Genomic DNA, 18,585 nt, shown 5'->3' on the forward strand with positions numbered 1-18,585 from the left:
GTAGAAACAATCTTTAATTAATGATGGTAATAGCTGCACTATCAACTATTACCATCATTAGGGAATTATTCTATTATATTATGATGACTATTTATACAAATTGCTCCGATACTTTCATTGTAATCTTAGTACTTGATAGGTATATTAAAGCTCATGTTTTTAACATACCTAGTTAATTTTAGTGTACAGGTTATCTTTTTTTTATTTATTAGTGATTGTATAAGCAGCATGCAATTTCTTTCTATTTTAATATAAAGAAAAGTTTAAATATTTAGATATTAAATAGCTACCAGTAATTTAGGGACAAACTGCAATTTTAATTTATCTTAGAGATATTTTTTCGCTAATTTTCTAGAAATTATAATTAGATTTTTACTGGTACTAAGTTTTTATAAATAAATTCAGGTTATATTCTATTATGTTTATTCATGAGTTAATCATAATGATTTAAGATAAACTTACTTTTTTTATTTAGTTTATTTACTACAGCTTACCATGAGTAAATTTATTTTGTTCCTATATTCAAGTTTGACACCTTGTCTTTTGACAGAAGAGTTAAACTGGAAATTGGTATAAACTATCTAAGGAAAAAAGGTTTAATATCTGCAATGTTAAGAGAGTCTTTCCCAGTGATGAGTGAATTATGTTGCATCAATTTTTTGTGGTTGGCAGAACATATGATTTCTGGTAAAAATAACATTTGTTGTAAATGTAACAGTTGGTATGAGAATAATCCATTGATATTACTTGCGGTCAAGCTTTACTATTGGTTGATTTAATTGTGAATGGGATAAGAATAGGGTACAAGTTAAAAGCAAAAGTTACTAATTTCCACGTATTGCTAGAGAATTCAAATAAGGCTAGTCAAACTGTCTGATATAATACTTTTTAATAGCACAAAGCTGATGTTTATGATGATTTATACTACTAATTAAGTCCTAGCTTAGGTAGTGGCAAAGTTGCTATTAATTTAAATACCAATACCTATAAAAAGGTAGCTGTTAAGTCGTAATTTACTTGGATGTGCAGAAGCCGTTAATGTATAAAATTGAGAATAGTAAATTAATTATTATAGGGAAAATATAGTTTGAACCCTATTAAAAAGTAACTTTGATAATCACCATTTATAAAATGCTAGACTTTTGGCTGGTTGCCCTCTTAGGGTTCTTGGGAAGCTTTGGTCACTGTGCAGGTATGTGTGGTCCTTTGACAATAGCCTTTTCCCTCTCTTATAAGCAAAAAACATCCTCTTGGCAGCAACAATTACAATTCAACACTCCGCTGAATTTAGGTAGAATTCTGAGTTACACAATTGTAGGATTCGGTATAGGAGGAATTGGTTCTGTATTAGTGGCTAGTGGGCAAATGGCAGGGGTTGGCAGTCAATTACGCCAAATCATGGCTATTATTACTGGCATTCTACTCATTTGGCTTGGTCTAGCACAAATAAAACCAGGGTTTTTTCCACACTTACCTATACTTCATCCCCTTATACAGACTGAAGTACACAGTCGCCTACAATCAGGAATGATGCAATTATCCTCGGCTAATAAATGGTGGACATCTACACTATTAGGTATGACTTGGGGATTAATGCCCTGTGGTTTTTTATATACTGCCCAAATAAAAGCTGCAGAAACTGGTGATTTACTGATGGGTGGACTTACAATGCTGGCTTTTGGTTTGGGAACTTTACCCACCATGTTAGGGGTTAGCATCTTTGCATCTTTTATTAGTAAAGATAGGCATAGCCAGTTATTTAGGATGGGGGGTTGGATTACTCTTACTATTGGTATTCTCACCTTGCTAAGGACAGGTGATACAATGGTCGACTACACTGGACATGGAGCTCTATTATTGTTACTTACAACATTAATTGCCCGCCCTATTAGTTTTTTATGGAAATTCCCCTTACGCTATCGTCGTGCTTTGGGTGTAGGCGCTTTTATTCTCTCTATGCTACATACTGCCCATACCATTGAGCATTCTTTCCAATGGAATTTTGCTGCTTTTTGGTTCCTCAATCCATCATTCAAGTGGGGCATAGTTATAGGTTTTTGTGGACTTATTTTAATGATTCCCAGCGCTATAACTAGTTTTAACTCTTTACAAAAGAAATTAGGCAAATGGTGGAGACGCGTCCATTTACTTAGCTTGCCAGCTATAGTTTGTACTTTTATTCACACCCTAATAATTGGCTCTCATTATTTTGGTTCCTCTCGATGTACTTTAGAGAATAAAATTGCAATTACTTTGCTTTCGATTGCAATTATTATCGTATTCTTACTTAGATGGCAACGCTTTTGGTTATTTTTATCACTTGAAAAATTTTATGTTCCTCCTAGTAAATCTAATTAAATTATTTTTTCTAATTATGGTTTATTAAGTTTATTAATTTTCACGATGAGTGTTTCAACAGCAGATGCACATAAAGTTCAAGTTAAAGATAATATAGGAGCAATTTTACATATTGAACCCAATGATATGCCACGTGCAGGAGAATCTTCTCAAGCTTGGTTTGCTCTTACTCGTAAGGGTGGTAAGGCAATTAGCCTTGAAGAATATTACTATCAACTTGTTGTTTATGCAGAGCCTTATGTATTAGGAGATATACCGGTTCTAAAGCTAGGCAAAACAGCGATTACAGCAGACAGATATCGTCAGGGTGTTATTGGAGCAACTTTAAATTTCCCTAGTCCTGGCAGGTATCAACTAGAGTTAAATGGTACACCAGTTTCAAAGCAACATATTCAACCTTTCAATTTAAAGTTTAAAGTTACTGTAGTAGTTGGTAGTAGCAATACTCGACTAAATCAACCAATTTTTAATATCTGGAACAGTGCAAGTATTAATTTTGCCTTTCCACTGATGGTAATTATTTTAGTAATTATTGGTTTACTCTGTTGTCATATACTGAGAAAGGTAAAAAACAAGATAAATCTATAGCAACCAACACATTGAAATTTATATTGTAAGCAGCAATAAGTTTTATTTATTTTTGTATTCAAATGACCATCTCAGTTCTACTTATAATTACCCCCTCAAAGGTATAATCAACCTATTCAAGTTAGATAAATAATTTGGGATACTAAGAAGAGTTTGGTTCTTAGATTTTGCTGCTAAATTTGAATTAATTAGCTGCTTCGAATTTATTGATTGACCTAAAACTACTATAGGTGTTTCATTTTTCCTTACTATAGTTAAAAGAATTCATATAAATTAAAATAAATTTACTTGAGCCTGACTTTGTATTATTTTTTCCCAGAAGAGTTTACTATTACTATGTTTTTCAGAGATTAATGAGGGTGCTTTACAGCTTTTATAGTCTCGAGATTCAAACCCTATTTCAGTCTTGATTTTAAAGGGTATACATAGCAAGATATCTTTAGAGTTAACAAGAACTAGTTTTATTCTCACTCACCAAGATATATTATCTCCTTAACTACTAGTTTAGACAGGGCTGTATATAACGCTTAAAACACATAAAAAACAAATTTTACTCACAAAAAATGTCAGCTAATTGCCATAAACAATTAGCTGTTAGCAGAAGCAGCCAACTCTGCTAAACTTTCTTGTTGATCTTGGGAAATACAAGACTGAAGGATATTTTCTATATCCCCTTCCAAAGCAGGAGTAAGAGAGAAGTTTTTATTTAAACGGTGGTCAGTAGCACGGTTATCTTTATAGTTATAAGTACGTATTTTCTCAGAACGAGCACCAGTTCCAACTTGTGAACGCCGCATGGAAGTTACTGCCTCCTTCTGCTCTCTTAACTTGATTTCATACAATTTTGCACGTAAAATTTGTAATGCTCGTTCTTTGTTCTGTAATTGACTTCGCTCTTCAGTACAGAAAATGCGTATACCAGTAGGTTTGTGGTATAGGTCTGCTGCTGTTTCTACCTTGTTTACATTCTGTCCACCCGCACCACCAGAACGTGCTGTAGACATTTCAATATCTTTAGGATCAATATGAATTTCCACTTCATCTACTTCCGGCATGACTGCTACTGTAGCTGTAGAAGTATGTACTCTACCTCCTGCTTCTGTAACAGGAACTCTCTGTACCCGATGTACTCCTGCTTCAAACTTAAGTTTGCTGTAAACACCATTACCTTGAATTTCCAAAATTGCCTCCTTAAAGCCACCCATCTCTGCCAGAGACTCACTGACTAGCTTCACCCGCCAGCCTTGACTTTCAGAATATTTGGAATACATTCGTACCAAATCGCCAGCCCAAATACTGGCCTCATCACCTCCAGTACCAGCACGAATTTCTAACATAATATTTTTTTCATCATTGGGATCACGGGGTAATAGCAGAATTTTCAGCCTAACTTCTAGCCTGCCAATTTTCTCTTCTAATTCTTGAACTTCCAAAGTTGCTATTTCTTGAAGTTCTAGATCACCTTGAGATTCTCTTAAAACCTCTTTGGCCCCTTCCAATTCTGAGGTAGATATTTTCCAACTATTATAAGTTTCCATGACTTCTTCTAACCCAGAACGTATTTTTGCTAATCGTTGATACTCATCTGGATTATTGGCAGTATCTGGATCAGCAAGACTACGGGTTAGTTCATGAAAAGTTTGCTCTACAGATTTTAGCTTCTCCAACAAATATATTTCGGCCATAGCAAATCTCGCTCAAAAAAATAACACCTGACCCTAATTATCCTGGATCGTCGTGAAAAGAGAGCTAAAAAGCTATTTTTTTCCATCTTCGCTAGAAGACTGGCTTTTTCTCATACCATACTTACGAAGAAAGCGGTCTACACGACCCTCAGTATCTATAATCTTCTGAGTACCAGTATAGAAAGGATGGTTGCCAGACCAAATGTCAACATGCAATTCAGGCTTGGTGGAACCAACAGTCATCACAACCTGACCATTACAGTAAACCTTAGCTTCTGGATACCATTCTGGATGAATATTAGATTTAGCCATTCTTCTTTCTATGCTTATTTATATATGGATTATAACTTTTAGCCTTGATGAAATGGAATTGTTAGTTTGAGATTTTAAATTCTACAAAATTATCGTTGATATGAATTAAGTCTTAAAGTTATTCATAATTCCCTAGCTATTTACATAAATAATAACCTTTACTAGATCTAGAAAAAACTATGATGTAACATCTACTTATAATTCAAATCAAGCATAACTTTAAAAATCCAAAATTTATTTAACGCTTGGAGTACTGGGCTGCTTTACGAGCTTTATGCAAACCATATTTCTTCCGTTCTTTTGCTCTGGGATCCCTGGTAAGATATCCTTCTATTTTTAGAGGGGAACGATTTTCTGGGTCTAATTGACATAAAGCACGAGCCACACCAAGACGAATGGCATCAGATTGTCCTGTTAAGCCCCCACCTTCAGCTTTAACTAAAATGTCATACTCACTATCCAAACCCAAAGCTTCTAGAGGTGATTTGATCACACTCAAATATTTAGGATTATACTGAAAATAATGTTCTCCATTTTTACCATTTATCTTCAATTCTCCTCCACCTGGTATTAGGCGCACTCTTGCTATTGCAGACTTACGGCGACCTGTACCCCAATATACAACATGTCTATTATTGGCATCTGTTACTTGCACTGATTTTCTACTCCTGGAATAGTTTTAATGTTTAACTGTTGAGGTTTTTGAGCCTCATGAGGATGGCTAGGACCTGCATACACTTTCAGCTTAGTAAATAATTTTTTACCCAAGCTATTTTTAGGTAACATTCCCTTTACCGCTTTTTCAATGATTCGTTCGGGAATACGACCTTGCAATTTTTCAAATGTTTCGGTTTTCATCCCACCAGGACGCCCGGAGTGACGTCGGTATAGTTTTTGACTGCGTTTTTTACCAGTTACATTTAATTTCTCCGCATTAACAACTATAACAAAGTCACCAGTATCAATATTAGGAGTATAGTTGGGTTTATTTTTTCCCCGTAATACCATGGCAATCTCACTTGCTAAACGACCAAGCCTTTGATCTGCAGCATCCACAATATACCAGTATTTTTCCAGATTATGAATTGATGGAAAGTATGTCTTGTTCATAGGGTTTTTTCTTAATATGTAGTGTAGTTTTGTGGAATTTTTTCCTCTCAGGAACTATTTTAATAGAACTTCCAGCAATAAAAAATTAGGCAGTTACTTCTCCCGATTTCATCTCTTTGTTCAATTTATCAAAGAAATATGGAGGTTGGTTATCATACCAGACATGTTGAGGAAAGGGGAAATTTTGATAACCTACTCTCAGTAAACACAAACCTTGAGCTGGTGCAGCGTATCTAACCTCTTCCCGAAGCTGACTTTGCCAGATTTTGGTAAATCTTTCCGATGAAATTTTGCCAGTACCAACTTGGACTAACATTCCTACTAGTAAACGCACCATTCCATACAAAAAACCATTTGCCTGAATTTCAATCTGAATTAGTGACCCACGGCGACGACACTCTGCTGCTTGTACTTCTACCCAGGAATGTTTCCTACCCGAGTTAGAACGATGAAAAGCCGCAAGATTATGATATCCAACTAGAGGGGTGATAACCTTTTGGATGAGGTTTTCATCTATAGGCTTATAATAATGCCAACTGAATGGCTGTAAAAATAAGTTAGCCCTTGCTCCTGTATAAAGTGTATAACGATAGCGCCGATAAGAAGCACTAAAACGGGCATGCCAATTATTATCTACCCTAGCAGAAGCATGGATTAGAATACTCTTTGGCAAATGCCTGTTAAGGATAAATGACCACCTACGAGGCGGAATTTTTCCCTTAATGTCAAAGTGAGCTACTTGTGCAGCAGCATGCACCCCACTATCAGTTCTCCCTGCTCCGTAGAGTGTTACTCTATGACCAACAACCGTCGCGATTGCATTTTCAATCTCTTCTTGAACTGTAGGTTTTTGCGGTTGTCTTTGCCAACCATGAAAGCTAGTACCCAAGTACTGTATTACAAGGGCTACTCGTTGGTTAGGTGTGGGCAAAGCTTCTAACATAAAGTTGTCCCCTGTCATTTGTTATCACTAAATAACCAATGACTTAAACTAGTTCAATAATTGCCATTTGTGCATTGTCACCACGGCGGGGTATTGTATGGTGGATGCGAGTATAGCCACCATTACGGCTACCATAACGGCTATTAGCTTGTTCGAATAGAGCGTGAACTAATTGCTTATCAAATAAATAGCCTAATGCCTGACGGCGGGCATTTAGGGAGCCGTTTTTTGCTAATGTGATCATTTTTTCTACTTCCCCACGAACGGCTTTTGCTCTTGTCATGGTAGTAGTAATCTGGCCATTGCGGATTAATTCTGTGGCTAGTGAGCGTAGTAAAGCCCGACGTTGATCAGCAGGCTTACCAAGTTTTTTCACACGGCGAAGATGACGCATAATACACTAAATAATAATTCAATATGTTAATTATTTTTCCCAGATCTTTCTTGGGGCAGAGTAATACCTAGACGTCGCTGCAATGCTTCCACAACTTCCTCGGCTGATTTCTGGCCGAAGTTTTTAATCTCTAGCAGGTCTTCCTGAGTAAAGTCTAATAGATCAGCAACAGAGTTGACCTGGGCACGCTTCAGACAGTTATAAGCTCTTACAGATAACTGCAGCTCTTCGATAGGAATTTGTGCAGTCGGATCTTGATCCACATCTACTACAGTATCTGTCTGTTCAATAGAAATATCTTTCAAAGGATTGAATAAGTCTACTAGAATAGTAGCAGCGGAGGAAAGTGCTTCCTGGGGACTTAGACTACCATTTGTCCAAACTTCTAAAAGTAACCTATCCTTAGGTATACCTCCTTCGATCCTGGTTTCCTCTACACTGTAGTTGACTTTTCTTATTGGCATGAAAATAGAGTCAATCTGCAAAAAGTCTAAGGAAGTAGCTTCTTCTCTTCCCCTTTCTACTGTACGGTAGCCAGTACCTCTTTCAATACGGAATTCCATCTCTAATTTTGCTCCCTCTGCCAAGGTAGCAATATATTGGGTTGGATCTATTACCTCGACTTCACTAGGCAAATCAAAGTGGGCAGCGGTAACAGTTACTGGACCATTAACCAATAATCTACCTATCTGGGGTTGGGCTGAATAACTCTTGAGGACAACCTCCTTCATTTTCATTAGAATTTCCAGTACATCTTCCCTTACCCCTGAAACTGTAGCAAATTCATGGGCAACGCCGGCAATTCTAACGGCAGTTACAGCAGTTCCCTCTAAATTTGATAGCAACACCCTTCTTAAGGCATTACCAACAGTGGTGCCTTGACCACGTTCCAGAGGTTCTAGAATAAATCTACTGTAATGGCTCCGGATTTCCTCGCTGCTAGTATCTATACATTCAATGTGAAATTGTGCCACAGAGTAGCCTCTCTTATTTTCAGGTATTGCAATCAGGCAAATCAAATTGCCTCACTAGTTTTATTTCTCCTCGCTGCAGCCTGTTTGAAGAACTTCATACTTCGTTTATCAAACCAGTATAATTTGCAACAGGAAGTGGATAAATAAATCTTGCCAAAATCTTATTTATCAGACTTTTTTATCTCATCCAGACATGGTAGCATTACTTAGTTAATAAACTAGTGTTATACTCCTAGTTTCCCATTTATTATATTTTGTATGTCGTTTCCTCACACTACTGATAATTTGAACTAATTACCATTAATCCTTAGAATAAGCTATCTTTAGACCCAAGGAAACAAGGTGATCTAACAATATTCACCCTGCTAAGTAACTTATTTATGTTGGTATCCTATGAATGTGTCTTAGCAAAAATAAAGCTTCTAAACACGACGGCGTTTTGGTGGTCGGCAGCCATTGTGAGGAATAGGAGTAATATCGCGAATTAGGGTAATTTCTAGCCCAGAACCTTGTAATGTTCTGATGGCTGTTTCTCTACCTGCACCGGGCCCACTTACCATTACTTCAACCTGACGCATGCCTTGATCTACAGCTCTACGCGCCGCGCTTTCTGCTGCTGTTTGAGCGGCAAAGGGTGTGCCTTTTTTTGCACCCTTGAAACCACTAGAACCTGCACTTGACCAGGAAATTACATCTCCATTCTGATCAGTAATAGTTATAATACTATTATTGAAAGTAGACTGGATATAAGCAATTCCATTAGGAATATTACGTTTTTGCTTTTTGCTACCACTTTTCTTTGTCGGTTGTCGTGCCATATTGTTTTACCTGTAAAATCAAACCAATCAACTGTTTGCAGTTATTAATACTGCTAATAACTCTTTGATTATCACTTTGTTAATAAATCTCCTAGCGTTAAAATAATAACCCGGATGTCCAGGGAAGCATTGGAGTTTACTTACCAGGAGCCTTCTTCTTACCAGCTACTGTTTGTCTTCGTCCCCGACGAGTCCTAGCATTGGTGCGGGTTCTTTGCCCCCTGACTGGTAAACCCATACGGTGACGACGACCTCTGTATGTACCAATGTCTACCAGGCGCTTAATGTTCATTGCCTCCCAACGTCTTAAATCGCCTTCTATTTGATAGTTGCTCTCGATCTCGCTTCTTAGTGCAGTTATATCCCCATCGTTGAGGTCTTTCACACGGATATTTGGGTCAACACTAGTGGCAGCTAGAATTTTATGGGACCTAGTTAGCCCAATCCCGTAAATATAGGTTAGACCAATTTCTATCCGTTTATCACGTGGCAGGTCCACTCCGGCAATACGTACCATTTTGGCTTATCTCCCTCTCATTATCCCTAATACAAACTGTTGCTTAGCTTACATAATGTGACAAATGCATGACTACCTGGAGCAATAACCCTATCCCTGACGTTGTTTATGCTTGGGGTTAGGACAAATCACCATCACACGACCACGACGTTTAATCACCCTACACTTCTCACAAATTTTCTTAACAGAGGCTCGGACTTTCATTGCCTTATTAATTTAACTATAAACATTAGATTATAACATCTTCTTCAGAAAACAGTCAGATAAATTAGAAGGTTTACTGAATTGATTGTATGATAAAAACACTTACATAACTCTACTTTTTACGTAGTCTATAAGTTATTCTACCCTTTGTAAGATCATAAGGAGTCAGTTCAACCTTGACACGGTCGCCAGGAAGAATTTTGATGTAATTGCGGCGAATCTTACCAGATATATGAGCTAAAACATTAAACCCATTATCTAAATCAACACGAAACATCGCGTTGGGCAATGACTCAGTCACAGTTCCTTCCATTTCAATCAAATCTTGCTTAGACAACTTGTTCCTCCACCAACTCGGGGATTTGCTGTTCTTATTATCTACCTGGTCTTCTGTCTGCTGATATTCGTATTTGTTTTTTCTAATGCCCTGTTAGCATACTCGGGTATTAGTAACTATAAATGTCTTGTAATTTATTTACATAGTGGTCATAAACACAAAGTAAAATTAAGAGCACTACACTCAAACATTTTTACACAGATAGTTTATTTAAGAACTAACAGCAGATTTTAGTTCAGCAGTTACCTCTTCTGGGGTTTGATTCCCATTAATTACAACTAGTAATTTTCGTTGCTGATAATAGTCGATCAGAGGAGCAGTGTCGGAACGATAAATTTCTAGGCGACGACGAATCACATCTTCTGCATCATCTTTTCTTCCCCGTTCTAATAACCGGGACATAACCACATTGTCAGGAGCATCCAAATTAATAACCTTTACCTGCAGTTGATCTAACTCGTCCAATAACAATGACAAAAAGGCAGCTTGTAGCACAGTACGAGGAAAACCATCTAAAATCCAACCATATTTGGTATCATCCTGACTTAGGCGTTCTCTGACCATATCCTGTACTAAGTCATCAGGTACTAACTCTCCTTTATCCATATAAAATTGAGCTTTCATGCCTAAAGGAGTTTGCCCTTGTAAAGCTGCACGGAGAATATCACCTGTGGAAATGTGGGGAATATGCGAATAGTCTGCTAGAATCTCAGCTTGAGTTCCTTTACCAGCTCCTGGAGGTCCCAGGAAAATAAATCGAGTCACTATTGTTTTACCATCCCCTCATAACGCTGAGAAATAACATAGGTTTGCACTTGCTTTGCAGTGTCAATTGCTACGCCAACTAAAATGAGCAGAGATGTTGCACCTAAGCCTCTAAACGTTGGTACACCTAGTATTCTTTCCAGTGCTGTTGGAACAATTGCAACTAAACCTAAGAAAACTGCACCTAGAAATGTCAGCCTATTTAATACCCTCTCGATATATTCACTAGTTGCCTTACCAGGACGAATACCGGGGATACTTGAACCCATTTTTTTCAAATTCTGTGCTACATCTAATGGATTAACAATCAAGGAAGAGTAAAAGTAGCTAAAGAAAATAATTGAAACTAGATAAACTAGGGCATAAAACCATGATTGGGAACCGCTGGGATTCAGGTAAGTACCAACAAAACTCGAATAATTGGGATTGTTAACAAGTTTTTCAATTAACAAAGGTAAACTTAAGATTGCAGCCGCGAAGATTATTGGCATTACACCACCCTGATTAAGGCGCAAAGGTAGATAGCTGCGCTGTTCTGCTAAAACCCTCCGACCTACCTGACGACGAGCTGAAATAATGGGAATGCGGCGAACACCTTCTTGGACAAAGACAATACCAACGATCGTTAGCAAAAATAGTAGTAGCAGGACAATTACCCGCCCAACTATTTCACGTCCACCTGTTTGGACAAAATCTAGAGTATCCCCCAAAGCTTTAGGCAGTGTGGCAACAATGTTGACAAAAATTAGTAAAGATGCACCATTACCTATGCCTCTCTCAGTAATTACCTCTGAAGCCCACATGACAAACATAGAGCCGGCAACTAGGGCAATAGATGTATTTGCGATAAATACTAAACCATAGTCTTGAGCAAAGTCTTTCAGCCAAAATGCCGAAATGAAATTACTTTGGATTATTGCCCATGCTAAGGAGACATAACGGGTGATCTGAGAAATTTTTCGCCTTCCTGCTTCCCCTTCATTTTTCTGTAAATTTTCCAAGGATGGTATGGCAGCAGTAAGTAATTGAATAATGATTGAGGCATTAATATAAGGCAAAATACCTAAGGCAAAAACCCCCAATGCAGATAGCCCACCACCAGAAAAAATATCCAAAAAATTCAGTATTTGGTTATTCCCCTGTAGAGCAACCGCAAAACTATCACGGTCTATACCGGGGATTGGTATATGATTACCAAAGCGAATCAAAATTAGAATACCAACAGTGACAAGTAGACGGCCTCTAAGTCCTGCTGCCTGTGCCATCTGCATAAAAGTTTCTTGAGCCGTTGGCGGTTTTTCTCTACTAATACTCATGATATGGCTAACTTGATAGTGAAGTAGGGCACTGGTAAGACAATATGGTAGCGAAAGTAAAAACTAAATAAAAAATAAAGTACTCATAGCATCACTTCATGAGCACTTCACAGCTACCACCAGCTGCCTCTATTTTGTTTCGGGCAGTACTTGTAAAAGCTGCTGCCTGAACCTTTAGAGGTACATTCAAGTTCCCACCCCCTAGAATTTTCAAGGGGCCTTTGGCACCTGTTAAAATTTCTACTTCTTGCAAGAAAGCCAAATTTACCTCTGTATTTGCATTTAAGGAAGCCAGTTTTTCTACATTGATGGTAGTGTAGACTTTCCGGTTAACTATGGGAAAACCCTTTAACTTAGGTATGCGACGATACAAGGGCTGTTGACCACCTTCAAAACCAGGGCGAGTACCTCCACCAGAGCGGGAGTTTTGACCCCTCATCCCCAATCCAGCACTAGCACCCTGACCAGCAGCTATACCTCTACCCACACGACCACGAGGTTTTTTCGAGCCTGGGTGTGGCTTGGCATCTTCAAGTCTCATAAGCAAAAAACTCTTTATATCCCGTAATTTTTTCTGCTTTTTAAGCACGGATTTGAGCAGAACACACTACAAATAACTACTTGTTTGTATATGGTTAGTCATATACCCAAATATTTTATTTATGTCACTATTTGTTATGTGCCACAAAATTTAAATACTATACAAATTTTCCCTAGGAATACCACGCTCTTCAGCTACTTCTGTGAATGTACGCAGAGTAGATAAAGCATCAATTGCGGCCCTGGCATTATTTAAGGGGTTATTAGACCCAAGTTGTTTTGCCAATATATTACGGACTCCGGCTAGTTCCAATACTGTTCTCACTGCACCACCAGCAATTACACCAGTACCTGGAGCTGCTGGACGCATAATGACTTTTGCCCCACCGCCTATGCCATTTATTGGATGGGGGATGGAATTAGATCTAGTAATAGGAATATCAACTAGGTGCTTTTTACCATCAGCTACCCCTTTTTTTACTGCACCAATCACATCAGAAGCTTTGCCAACTCCAACTCCCACTTGACCCTTTTCATTACCAACAACAACGATCGCACGAAAGCTAAGTTTTTTACCTCCCTTAACCACTTTACTTACCCGGCGGATTTGAATTACCTTTTCCTGCCAGTTAGTTTCCTCTTTTTTTGTTCGACTGGATTTACGACGACCAGTTGCCATATGTTTTATACCTCATTATTGATACCAAATTCTTAGAAGTCTAAACCAGCTTCCCGCGCTGCATCAGCAAGCACTTGAACTCTACCATGGTAAAGATTCCCTCCACGATCAAAGACGACTTTGGTAATTCCTTTTTCCTTAGAGCGAGTAGCGACTAGGCGACCTACCTCTTTAGAAGCTTCACAATTAGCTCCAGAAGACAATTTGGATTTTAATTCCGGTTCTAGGCTAGAAGCTGCCACTAGGGTATGATGACTTGTATCATCAATGATTTGAGCGTAAATGTGTTGCTGGGAACGAAATACAGAAAAACGCGGACGCTCTGAAGAGCCAAAGACTTTGCCACGAATACGTCGATGGCGACGTTGTTTTGATTGTTGACGAGTGAGCTTCATTATTTTTTACCACCCTTACCAGTTTTACCAGCTTTACGCCTGATAGTTTCCCCCAAATATCTAATTCCCTTACCCTTATAAGGCTCTGGGGGGCGAACACCACGAATTTTGGCTGCAGTATTACCAACAAGTTCTTTGTCATAACCACTAACAATTACGTTAGTATTATTTTCAACAGCAAATTCAACACCTTCTGGGGGAGCTATTTGCACCTGGTGGCTATAACCAATATTTAAAACTAAACTTTTCCCTTGTACTTGTGCCCGATAACCAACACCAATAATTTCCAAACGGCGCTGAAATCCCTGGGAAACCCCTTCAACCATATTGGCGACTAATGTTCGGCACAAACCATGCAATTGTCTTGATTGGCGAGTGTCATCCCGACGATTTACCATTAATAATTCCCCTTCTTGGGAGAGGTTAATATTAACAGGTAGTTGACGAGACAGTTCTCCCTTAGGACCTTTTACTACTATGTTATTAGTGCCGTTGATTATAACTTGCACTTTTGCTGGAACTGAAATCGGGCGTTTTCCGATTCGAGACATAAATTTCCTTTTTCAATTAGTTAGGAGTTATCAATTATGGCTATTAATAACTAATAGCTATTGATTACCAGACATAACACAACACTTCACCACCTACATTGTGGCGTCGTGCTTCTCTATCAGTCATAATTCCGCTGGAAGTTGAAATAATAGCAATACCAATACCCCCTAATACCCGAGGTAAGTTACTCCTATTAGAGTAAACTCGCAGTCCTGGCTTACTTACCCGTTTTAGGGCATTAATTAGGGGTTGACGATTTTTCCCCTTATATTTAAGGGAAATTAATAAATCACGTTTTCCCTCCTCACCAACTTCTTCAAATTCATGTATGAAACCCTCTGCCCGTAAAACTGTGGCAATACTACGGGTCATTCTTGTTGCAGGCACTTTTGTTATTTGATGCCTTGCTAGACTGGCATTGCGGATGCGCGTCAGCATGTCTGCAATTGTATCATTTACTGCCATCACTTCCCCTTTAGATGAACTTATTTATCCCGAAAAGGCATTCCTATTTCTTTTAGTAGAGCTCGCCCTTCCTCATCAGTTTTTGCTGTGGTAATAATAGAAATATCCATTCCCCGAATTTGATCAATGCTGTCATATTCGACTTCTGGGAAAATCAGCTGTTCTCTAATGCCTAAAGTATAGTTTCCGCGGCCATCAAAACTTTTGGGACTAATACCACGGAAGTCTCGAATTCTAGGTAAGGACAAATTAATTAAACGATCTAGAAAATCATACATTTTGCAGCTTCTAAGGGTAACCATGACCCCCACAGGCATTCCTTCCCGAATTTTGAATCCAGCAATGGCTTTTTTTGCCCTTGTCACTACAGGTTTTTGACCTGTAATTATTGCTATTTCGCTTAAAGATGCTTCCAGTGCCTTGGCATTTTGAGAGGCTTCTCCTAGACCCCTATTTACGTTTACTTTTACCAACTTCGGTACTTGGTGAATGTTGGAATAATCAAACTGCCTCATAAGTTTGGGGACAATTGTTTCTTGATAGGTTTGTTTGAGTTGAACAGCCATAAATTTCTCTCCTAAAGTATCTTGGGATAATCATAAAAATAACTATGATTTCTGGCATTTACTAACTTTCCCCCTCATTTAATAACTATTTATCAAGGATCTCCCCTGTCTTCTTCAGCATTCGTACCTTTTTCCCTTTTTCAATAAATGTATAACAAATACGACTAGCAGAGTTATGTTTGGTTGAATAAAGCATGACTTTGGAACTATGAATTGGAGATTCCTTAGTAATAATACTCCCAGATTCTCCTTCTGCTTGAGGTTTAACGTGTTTGGTTTTTATATTTACACCTTTGACAATAACTCTGCTTATTTGCGGTAAAGCACGCATCACTTCACCCACTTTACCTTTATCTTTACCAGAAATTACTTGGACCATATCGCCTGTCTTAACATGCATTTTCTGAAACTTGGGTTGTTGTTTCTTATTCAACATTTCAGAGAACCTCCGGAGCCAAGGAAACAATTTTAGTAAAGCTTTTTTCACGCAATTCCCGCGCTACAGGTCCAAAAACCCGACTTCCCCTAGGATTGCCATCTTTGTTAATAATGACTGCAGCATTATCATCAAAGCGAATACTCATACCACTATCTCTACGGATAGTATGGCGGGTACGAACAATTACCGCCTCTACCACATCAGATTTCTTTACTGCCATATTAGGCTGGGCATCCTTAACTACGGCAATCACACGATCTCCAATATAGCCGTAAACGCAATTACCAGCGCCTAGAACACGGATACACATTAGTTTACGGGCACCACTATTATCTGCAACATTGAGATAAGACTGAGGTTGAATCACGACGACTATTCTCCCTTTTGGTATTGTTAACAACAAGTAATAAACTTGACTTATAATAATTACATTATCTTGTCAGAACTTCTTTGATCTGCCAGCGTTTAGTCTTGCTCAGAGGCCGAGTTTCCTGAATACGGACCCGATCACCAACTCTACAACTATTTTCTTCATCGTGAGCTTTATAACGCCGAGTTTTGACCATGATTTTGCCGTACTTTGAATGGGGAGCACGATTTTCTACAGCAACTACTACAGTTTTCTGCATCTTGTCACTAACTACCAAGCCAACTCGTTCTTTAACTGCCATAATCTTTTACTATTCCTGATTAGTGGATTGAACCGCTGCGTGTCCACGCTCTACCTCTACTGTTAGTAATTGAGCTAAACGGTGACGAAAGTGCTTAAATTCATGGGGCTTTTCCAACTGTCTAGTTGCTTTTTGTAGACGTAGTTGGAACAATTTTCTTTTAATAGTGACAATTTCCTCTGATAGTTGTATGTCACTTAGTTGTCTTGCTTCTGATATTTTGGGAAGAGACATAACCTACTTCTACTCCTGCACTTGAGGCTCCTGCTCAGAACGTGTGATGAACTTAGTTTTAATTGGTAACTTGTGGGAGGCAAGTCGCATTGCTTCTTTTGCAGTAGTTTCTGAGACTCCGGCAATTTCGAACATAATTCTCCCTGGTTTGACTACAGCCACCCAAAACTCTGGTGAACCCTTACCAGAACCCATACGAGTTTCCGCTGGACGCATTGTAATTGGCTTATCAGGGAAAATACGAATCCATATTTTACCGCCTCGTCTGATATAACGAGTCATAGCCCTTCTGGCAGCTTCAATCTGACGGGAGGTAATCCAAGAAGGCTCTTGTGCTTGGAGAGCAAAATCGCCAAAATTGAGGCTATTACCACCTTTAGAAACACCTTTCATCCGCCCACGATGTTGTTTGCGGAATTTAGTTCTTCTAGGACTTAACATGGTTTACTACTAGTTGTTTATTATTGATCATGTACATTTTTGGATAAACCATAAATAGTACGAACTGTATAAAAGCCCCTATGTTAATAAGTAGTATTGACTAACCACTATCCTTCATTGGAGCGGTCTTCAAAATGCTGACGACGTCGCTGTTGACGACGACGAGGATCACGGTGTCCGCTTGATGGCATTGTGTTTTCTTCTTCCCCAGGAATTATCTCTCCCTTAAATACCCAAATTTTAATTCCAAGGATGCCATAAATTGTTTTTGCCGTGCAGTATGCATAATCAATATTAGCCCTGAGAGTATGTAAAGGGACTCTTCCTTCACGAGTCCATTCAGTCCTTGCAATTTCTGCACCGTTTAAACGACCGCTAACCTGAATTTTAATACCTTCAACTCCTGCTCTTTGGGCACGTTGAATTGCTTGACGTACTACTCGACGGAAAGATACCCGTCGTTCTAATTGTTGTGAAATATATTCCCCAATTAGATAGGCATCAGCATCAACTTTTTGTACTTCAACTACATTAATGCGGATTTGCCGTTTACCACCCAAAGCCTCTTGTAGTCCAGTACGCAATTTTTCAATTCCTTGACCACCTCTACCTACAACTACACCAGGCCTAGCTGTATATACTTCCAGATCAACTTGGTCTGCTTTACGCTCAATTTTGACTTCCGAAATTCCAGCATTATTTTGTGCGTATCTGCCTAATTCTTTGTCAATATACTGACGTAGTTTATGGTCTTCCTGAAGCAGCTCCGGATAGCGACTAGGTTCGGCAAACCAACAAGACTGATGTTCTTTCGTGACCCCTAGACGAAAACCAGTTGGGTGAATTTTCTGTCCCATAAATATTTCCTCAAAATATTGTTTGCAAAGGTAATTTTACTCCTTGGCATCTTCAGCGACCGATATGGTAATATGACAGGTCGGTTTACGTATTTGGTAAGCCCTACCTTGTGCTCGAGGCTGGAATCTTTTTAATACCGGACCTTGGTCCGCATAGGCTTGGGTGATCAATAATCGTGCCCGTTCTAATCCCTCATTATGCTCAGCATTAGCAGCAGCACTCCTCAGAAGTTTCAGAATAGGATTACAAGCCCGATAGGGCATGAATTCCAGGACAATAAGTGCTTCCCTATAAGAACGCCCACGTATTTGGTCAAGAACACGTCGTACTTTAAAAGGGGACATTCGCACGTAACGAGCGATTGCTTTAACTTGTTTGGTACTATTTGCCATAATTTTCTCCACTCTTGTCATTGCTATAAAAA

General features: G+C 38.7%; 28 protein-coding genes. 2 read left to right on the forward strand and 26 right to left on the reverse strand.

The annotated features are described in order from the left end of the window. The first annotated feature begins 1,131 nt into the window (after positions 1 to 1,131). Together RINTHH_RS00795 and RINTHH_RS00800 are read left to right on the forward strand one after the other, a co-directional pair. Positions 1,132 to 2,358 carry an urease accessory protein UreH domain-containing protein gene (locus tag RINTHH_RS00795; protein ID WP_044304308.1) on the forward strand — a complete coding sequence of 409 codons (1,227 nt, stop codon included), beginning with the start codon at positions 1,132 to 1,134 and terminating at the stop codon, positions 2,356 to 2,358. Between the two features lie 45 nt (positions 2,359 to 2,403). Further along, positions 2,404 to 2,946, forward strand: a complete 543-nt coding sequence (locus RINTHH_RS00800; protein WP_008231711.1) for a hypothetical protein — start codon at positions 2,404 to 2,406, stop codon at positions 2,944 to 2,946. A gap of 587 nt (positions 2,947 to 3,533) precedes the next feature. Here RINTHH_RS00800 and prfA read toward each other — a convergent pair. From prfA to rplV, 26 genes are all read right to left on the reverse strand, one after another. Beyond that, the gene (gene prfA / locus RINTHH_RS00810) at positions 3,534 to 4,631 is read right to left on the reverse strand and encodes a peptide chain release factor 1 (protein WP_008231716.1); all 1,098 of its coding nucleotides are present in this window, start codon (positions 4,629 to 4,631) and stop codon (positions 3,534 to 3,536) included. 72 nt (positions 4,632 to 4,703) lie between these two features. After that, on the reverse strand, positions 4,704 to 4,943 hold the full coding sequence (rpmE, locus tag RINTHH_RS00815; protein ID WP_008225776.1) for a 50S ribosomal protein L31: 240 nt from the start codon (positions 4,941 to 4,943) through the stop codon (positions 4,704 to 4,706). Between the two features lie 238 nt (positions 4,944 to 5,181). Beyond that, complete coding sequence (gene rpsI / locus RINTHH_RS00820) at positions 5,182 to 5,598, reverse strand: 30S ribosomal protein S9 (RefSeq protein ID WP_008231718.1); 417 nt, start codon at positions 5,596 to 5,598, stop codon at positions 5,182 to 5,184. Beyond that, positions 5,589 to 6,053 carry a 50S ribosomal protein L13 gene (rplM, locus tag RINTHH_RS00825; RefSeq protein WP_008225780.1) on the reverse strand — a complete coding sequence of 155 codons (465 nt, stop codon included), beginning with the start codon at positions 6,051 to 6,053 and terminating at the stop codon, positions 5,589 to 5,591. Before rplM ends, rpsI begins: the two co-directional genes overlap by 10 nt. Before the next feature lie 85 nt (positions 6,054 to 6,138). Further along, positions 6,139 to 6,996: a tRNA pseudouridine(38-40) synthase TruA gene (truA, locus tag RINTHH_RS00830; protein WP_008231720.1), complete on the reverse strand. Its 858-nt coding sequence runs from the start codon at positions 6,994 to 6,996 to the stop codon at positions 6,139 to 6,141. A gap of 43 nt (positions 6,997 to 7,039) precedes the next feature. After that, positions 7,040 to 7,390 (reverse strand): 50S ribosomal protein L17, encoded by a 351-nt coding sequence (gene rplQ, locus RINTHH_RS00835; protein ID WP_008231722.1) that lies wholly within the window; start codon positions 7,388 to 7,390, stop codon positions 7,040 to 7,042. Positions 7,391 to 7,416: 26 nt separating this feature from the next. Next, on the reverse strand, positions 7,417 to 8,364 hold the full coding sequence (locus RINTHH_RS00840) for a DNA-directed RNA polymerase subunit alpha (RefSeq protein ID WP_044304323.1): 948 nt from the start codon (positions 8,362 to 8,364) through the stop codon (positions 7,417 to 7,419). 422 nt (positions 8,365 to 8,786) lie between these two features. After that, positions 8,787 to 9,182, reverse strand: coding sequence for a 30S ribosomal protein S11 (gene rpsK, locus RINTHH_RS00845; protein WP_008225790.1), 396 nt, complete (start codon positions 9,180 to 9,182; stop codon positions 8,787 to 8,789). Positions 9,183 to 9,318: 136 nt separating this feature from the next. Continuing rightward, positions 9,319 to 9,699: a 30S ribosomal protein S13 gene (gene rpsM, locus RINTHH_RS00850; RefSeq protein WP_008231727.1), complete on the reverse strand. Its 381-nt coding sequence runs from the start codon at positions 9,697 to 9,699 to the stop codon at positions 9,319 to 9,321. A 90-nt stretch (positions 9,700 to 9,789) separates the two neighbouring features. Further along, the gene (rpmJ, locus tag RINTHH_RS10280; RefSeq protein WP_008231729.1) at positions 9,790 to 9,903 is read right to left on the reverse strand and encodes a 50S ribosomal protein L36; all 114 of its coding nucleotides are present in this window, start codon (positions 9,901 to 9,903) and stop codon (positions 9,790 to 9,792) included. 112 nt (positions 9,904 to 10,015) lie between these two features. After that, a complete protein-coding gene (infA, locus tag RINTHH_RS00855; RefSeq protein ID WP_006276978.1) occupies positions 10,016 to 10,240 on the reverse strand; it encodes a translation initiation factor IF-1 in 225 nt (74 codons plus the stop codon). Between the two features lie 210 nt (positions 10,241 to 10,450). Beyond that, a complete protein-coding gene (locus tag RINTHH_RS00860) occupies positions 10,451 to 11,005 on the reverse strand; it encodes an adenylate kinase (protein WP_008231741.1) in 555 nt (184 codons plus the stop codon). Beyond that, positions 11,005 to 12,321 (reverse strand): preprotein translocase subunit SecY, encoded by a 1,317-nt coding sequence (gene secY, locus RINTHH_RS00865; protein WP_008225915.1) that lies wholly within the window; start codon positions 12,319 to 12,321, stop codon positions 11,005 to 11,007. Before secY ends, RINTHH_RS00860 begins: the two co-directional genes overlap by 1 nt. A gap of 91 nt (positions 12,322 to 12,412) precedes the next feature. After that, positions 12,413 to 12,862 carry a 50S ribosomal protein L15 gene (gene rplO / locus RINTHH_RS00870; RefSeq protein ID WP_044304312.1) on the reverse strand — a complete coding sequence of 150 codons (450 nt, stop codon included), beginning with the start codon at positions 12,860 to 12,862 and terminating at the stop codon, positions 12,413 to 12,415. A 150-nt stretch (positions 12,863 to 13,012) separates the two neighbouring features. Continuing rightward, entirely contained in the window at positions 13,013 to 13,540 is a 528-nt protein-coding gene (gene rpsE, locus RINTHH_RS00875; protein WP_008231754.1) for a 30S ribosomal protein S5, read from the reverse strand. 32 nt (positions 13,541 to 13,572) lie between these two features. Next, positions 13,573 to 13,935, reverse strand: a complete 363-nt coding sequence (gene rplR / locus RINTHH_RS00880; protein WP_008231146.1) for a 50S ribosomal protein L18 — start codon at positions 13,933 to 13,935, stop codon at positions 13,573 to 13,575. Continuing rightward, entirely contained in the window at positions 13,935 to 14,486 is a 552-nt protein-coding gene (rplF, locus tag RINTHH_RS00885) for a 50S ribosomal protein L6 (RefSeq protein ID WP_044304315.1), read from the reverse strand. The genes rplR and rplF overlap by 1 nt, the downstream gene beginning before the upstream one ends. A 64-nt stretch (positions 14,487 to 14,550) precedes the next feature. Then, a complete protein-coding gene (gene rpsH, locus RINTHH_RS00890) occupies positions 14,551 to 14,952 on the reverse strand; it encodes a 30S ribosomal protein S8 (protein WP_044304316.1) in 402 nt (133 codons plus the stop codon). 20 nt (positions 14,953 to 14,972) lie between these two features. Continuing rightward, positions 14,973 to 15,518 carry a 50S ribosomal protein L5 gene (gene rplE, locus RINTHH_RS00895; RefSeq protein WP_008231129.1) on the reverse strand — a complete coding sequence of 182 codons (546 nt, stop codon included), beginning with the start codon at positions 15,516 to 15,518 and terminating at the stop codon, positions 14,973 to 14,975. Positions 15,519 to 15,603: 85 nt separating this feature from the next. Then, positions 15,604 to 15,954: a 50S ribosomal protein L24 gene (rplX, locus tag RINTHH_RS00900; RefSeq protein WP_008231757.1), complete on the reverse strand. Its 351-nt coding sequence runs from the start codon at positions 15,952 to 15,954 to the stop codon at positions 15,604 to 15,606. Position 15,955: 1 nt separating this feature from the next. Beyond that, complete coding sequence (rplN, locus tag RINTHH_RS00905) at positions 15,956 to 16,324, reverse strand: 50S ribosomal protein L14 (RefSeq protein ID WP_008231127.1); 369 nt, start codon at positions 16,322 to 16,324, stop codon at positions 15,956 to 15,958. A 64-nt stretch (positions 16,325 to 16,388) separates the two neighbouring features. Then, positions 16,389 to 16,628 carry a 30S ribosomal protein S17 gene (gene rpsQ / locus RINTHH_RS00910; protein WP_008231126.1) on the reverse strand — a complete coding sequence of 80 codons (240 nt, stop codon included), beginning with the start codon at positions 16,626 to 16,628 and terminating at the stop codon, positions 16,389 to 16,391. Positions 16,629 to 16,637: 9 nt separating this feature from the next. Further along, positions 16,638 to 16,862, reverse strand: a complete 225-nt coding sequence (gene rpmC, locus RINTHH_RS00915) for a 50S ribosomal protein L29 (protein ID WP_008231759.1) — start codon at positions 16,860 to 16,862, stop codon at positions 16,638 to 16,640. A 9-nt stretch (positions 16,863 to 16,871) separates the two neighbouring features. After that, the gene (gene rplP / locus RINTHH_RS00920; protein WP_008231760.1) at positions 16,872 to 17,303 is read right to left on the reverse strand and encodes a 50S ribosomal protein L16; all 432 of its coding nucleotides are present in this window, start codon (positions 17,301 to 17,303) and stop codon (positions 16,872 to 16,874) included. A gap of 107 nt (positions 17,304 to 17,410) precedes the next feature. Continuing rightward, positions 17,411 to 18,160, reverse strand: coding sequence for a 30S ribosomal protein S3 (rpsC, locus tag RINTHH_RS00925; RefSeq protein WP_008231761.1), 750 nt, complete (start codon positions 18,158 to 18,160; stop codon positions 17,411 to 17,413). 36 nt (positions 18,161 to 18,196) lie between these two features. Beyond that, positions 18,197 to 18,553 carry a 50S ribosomal protein L22 gene (gene rplV / locus RINTHH_RS00930; protein ID WP_044304324.1) on the reverse strand — a complete coding sequence of 119 codons (357 nt, stop codon included), beginning with the start codon at positions 18,551 to 18,553 and terminating at the stop codon, positions 18,197 to 18,199. Positions 18,554 to 18,585 lie beyond the last annotated feature (32 nt).

The organism is Richelia intracellularis HH01 (assembly GCF_000350105.1).
In the GTDB taxonomy this organism is placed as follows: domain Bacteria; phylum Cyanobacteriota; class Cyanobacteriia; order Cyanobacteriales; family Nostocaceae; genus Richelia; species Richelia intracellularis.

Excerpts from the sequence above, each read along its gene's own strand:
- RINTHH_RS00795 (WP_044304308.1), top strand. The coding sequence starts at position 1,132 with ATGCTAGACTTTTGGCTGGTTGCCCTCTTAGGGTTCTTGGGAAGCTTT.
- RINTHH_RS00800 (WP_008231711.1), top strand. The coding sequence starts at position 2,404 with ATGAGTGTTTCAACAGCAGATGCACATAAAGTTCAAGTTAAAGATAAT.
- prfA (WP_008231716.1), bottom strand. The coding sequence starts at position 4,631 with ATGGCCGAAATATATTTGTTGGAGAAGCTAAAATCTGTAGAGCAAACT.
- rpmE (WP_008225776.1), bottom strand. The coding sequence starts at position 4,943 with ATGGCTAAATCTAATATTCATCCAGAATGGTATCCAGAAGCTAAGGTT.
- rplM (WP_008225780.1), bottom strand. The coding sequence starts at position 6,053 with ATGAACAAGACATACTTTCCATCAATTCATAATCTGGAAAAATACTGG.
- truA (WP_008231720.1), bottom strand. The coding sequence starts at position 6,996 with ATGTTAGAAGCTTTGCCCACACCTAACCAACGAGTAGCCCTTGTAATA.
- rplQ (WP_008231722.1), bottom strand. The coding sequence starts at position 7,390 with ATGCGTCATCTTCGCCGTGTGAAAAAACTTGGTAAGCCTGCTGATCAA.
- rpsK (WP_008225790.1), bottom strand. The coding sequence starts at position 9,182 with ATGGCACGACAACCGACAAAGAAAAGTGGTAGCAAAAAGCAAAAACGT.
- rpsM (WP_008231727.1), bottom strand. The coding sequence starts at position 9,699 with ATGGTACGTATTGCCGGAGTGGACCTGCCACGTGATAAACGGATAGAA.
- rpmJ (WP_008231729.1), bottom strand. The coding sequence starts at position 9,903 with ATGAAAGTCCGAGCCTCTGTTAAGAAAATTTGTGAGAAGTGTAGGGTG.
- secY (WP_008225915.1), bottom strand. The coding sequence starts at position 12,321 with ATGAGTATTAGTAGAGAAAAACCGCCAACGGCTCAAGAAACTTTTATG.
- rplO (WP_044304312.1), bottom strand. The coding sequence starts at position 12,862 with ATGAGACTTGAAGATGCCAAGCCACACCCAGGCTCGAAAAAACCTCGT.
- rpsE (WP_008231754.1), bottom strand. The coding sequence starts at position 13,540 with ATGGCAACTGGTCGTCGTAAATCCAGTCGAACAAAAAAAGAGGAAACT.
- rplR (WP_008231146.1), bottom strand. The coding sequence starts at position 13,935 with ATGAAGCTCACTCGTCAACAATCAAAACAACGTCGCCATCGACGTATT.
- rplF (WP_044304315.1), bottom strand. The coding sequence starts at position 14,486 with ATGTCTCGAATCGGAAAACGCCCGATTTCAGTTCCAGCAAAAGTGCAA.
- rpsH (WP_044304316.1), bottom strand. The coding sequence starts at position 14,952 with ATGGCAGTAAATGATACAATTGCAGACATGCTGACGCGCATCCGCAAT.
- rplE (WP_008231129.1), bottom strand. The coding sequence starts at position 15,518 with ATGGCTGTTCAACTCAAACAAACCTATCAAGAAACAATTGTCCCCAAA.
- rplX (WP_008231757.1), bottom strand. The coding sequence starts at position 15,954 with ATGTTGAATAAGAAACAACAACCCAAGTTTCAGAAAATGCATGTTAAG.
- rpsQ (WP_008231126.1), bottom strand. The coding sequence starts at position 16,628 with ATGGCAGTTAAAGAACGAGTTGGCTTGGTAGTTAGTGACAAGATGCAG.
- rpmC (WP_008231759.1), bottom strand. The coding sequence starts at position 16,862 with ATGTCTCTTCCCAAAATATCAGAAGCAAGACAACTAAGTGACATACAA.
- rplP (WP_008231760.1), bottom strand. The coding sequence starts at position 17,303 with ATGTTAAGTCCTAGAAGAACTAAATTCCGCAAACAACATCGTGGGCGG.
- rpsC (WP_008231761.1), bottom strand. The coding sequence starts at position 18,160 with ATGGGACAGAAAATTCACCCAACTGGTTTTCGTCTAGGGGTCACGAAA.
- rplV (WP_044304324.1), bottom strand. The coding sequence starts at position 18,553 with ATGGCAAATAGTACCAAACAAGTTAAAGCAATCGCTCGTTACGTGCGA.